This is a genomic window from Amycolatopsis sp. NPDC003676 (assembly GCF_053587275.1).
In genome coordinates, this window is record NZ_JBSFNS010000268.1 from 1 (window position 1) to 1614 (window position 1614).

The window sequence follows — 1614 nt, forward strand, 5'->3', positions numbered from 1 at the left end:
GCTCGGCGCCCAGCCCGCCGCGCACATGTACAGCATGGGTCCGGTGATGGCCGACATCCTCGACCGCGTCGGCAACGACCAGCAGCGCGCCTGGGCCCAGATCATCGTGGAGCGCGAGTGGGGCGCGACGATGGTGCTGACCGAACCGGACGCGGGATCCGACGTCGGCGCGGGACGGACCAAGGCGATCGCGCAGGAGGACGGCTCCTGGCACATCGAGGGCGTCAAGCGGTTCATCACCTCCGCCGACTCCGACGACCTGTTCGGCAATATCGTGCACCTGGTCCTCGCCCGCCCGGAGGGCGCCGGTCCCGGCACCAAGGGCCTGTCGCTGTTCTTCGTGCCGAAGTTCCATTTCGATTCCGCCACCGGCGAACTCGGTGATCGCAACGGCGTGTTCGTCACCAATGTCGAGCACAAGATGGGCCTGAAGGCCTCGGCCACCTGTGAACTCACCTTCGGCGGCCACGGCGTGCCCGCCAAGGGCTGGCTCGTCGGCGACGCGCACAACGGCATCGCGCAGATGTTCAAGGTGATCGAGAACGCGCGCATGATGGTCGGCACCAAGGCCATCGCGACCCTGTCGACCGGTTACCTGAACGCGCTGGAGTACGCCAAGACCCGTGTCCAGGGCGCCGACCTGACCCGGATGGCCGACAAGACCGCGCCGCGCGTGACGATCCTGCATCACCCCGACGTGCGCCGCTCGCTGCTGCTGCAGAAGGCCTACGCCGAGGGCCTGCGCGCGGTCTACCTCTACACCGCCGCCCACCAGGACGCCGTCGTCGCCCGAGCGGTCTCCGGTGCCGACCCGCGCATGGCGCATCAGGTCGACGATCTGCTGCTACCGATCGTCAAGGGTGTGGGCTCGGAACGCGCGTACGAGCTGCTGACCGAATCACTGCAGACCTTCGGCGGATCCGGATACCTGCAGGACTACCCGATCGAGCAGTACATCCGGGACGCCAAGATCGACTCGCTGTACGAGGGCACCACGGCTATCCAGGCCCTGGACTTCTTCTTCCGCAAGATCGTTCGCGGCCAGGGTGCCGCGCTGGCGCATCTCGCCGAGCAGATCGACCGCACCGTGAACTCCGGCTGTGAGGCCGTGAAATCGGATCTGGAACTGCTGGCCACCGCGCTGGCCGACGTCCAGGCCATGGCGGCCACGCTCATCGGCTACACGATGGCCGCCGCGCAAGACCCGCGCGAACTGTACAAAGTCGGGCTCGGCTCCGTGCGTTTCCTGCTGGCCGTCGGTGACCTGCTGATCGGCTGGCGGCTGCTGGTTCAGGCCACCGTCGCCGATGCCGCGCTCACCGCCGGCGCGACAGATCGTGATGTCGCCTTCTATCGCGGAAAGCTCGCCGTGGCCTCGTTCTTCGCCCGCAACGTGCTGCCCCGCCTCACCGCGACCCGCACCGTCCTGGCCGAGCTGGACCTGTCGGTGATGGACCTCGACGAAGCCGCCTTCTGAGGACCGGAACCGATGAGCGGCTACTCGATCCTGTGCCCCGAGGCGACGTGCAGATCGATGTTCTTCGTCTCCGGAGCCATGAACGCACTCACGATCGCACCCAGCGCGGCAATACCGGCAGCGATGTACATCGTGGC

Annotated in this window: 1 protein-coding gene; it reads left to right on the forward strand. The window is 67.3% G+C overall.

Annotation, left to right across the window (positions count from 1 at the left end):
• Positions 1-1477: acyl-CoA dehydrogenase (locus ACWDNU_RS45520; protein WP_449673404.1), on the forward strand; the 1477-nt coding region annotated here is incomplete at its 5' end.
• Between the last annotated feature and the right edge of the window lie 137 nt (positions 1478-1614).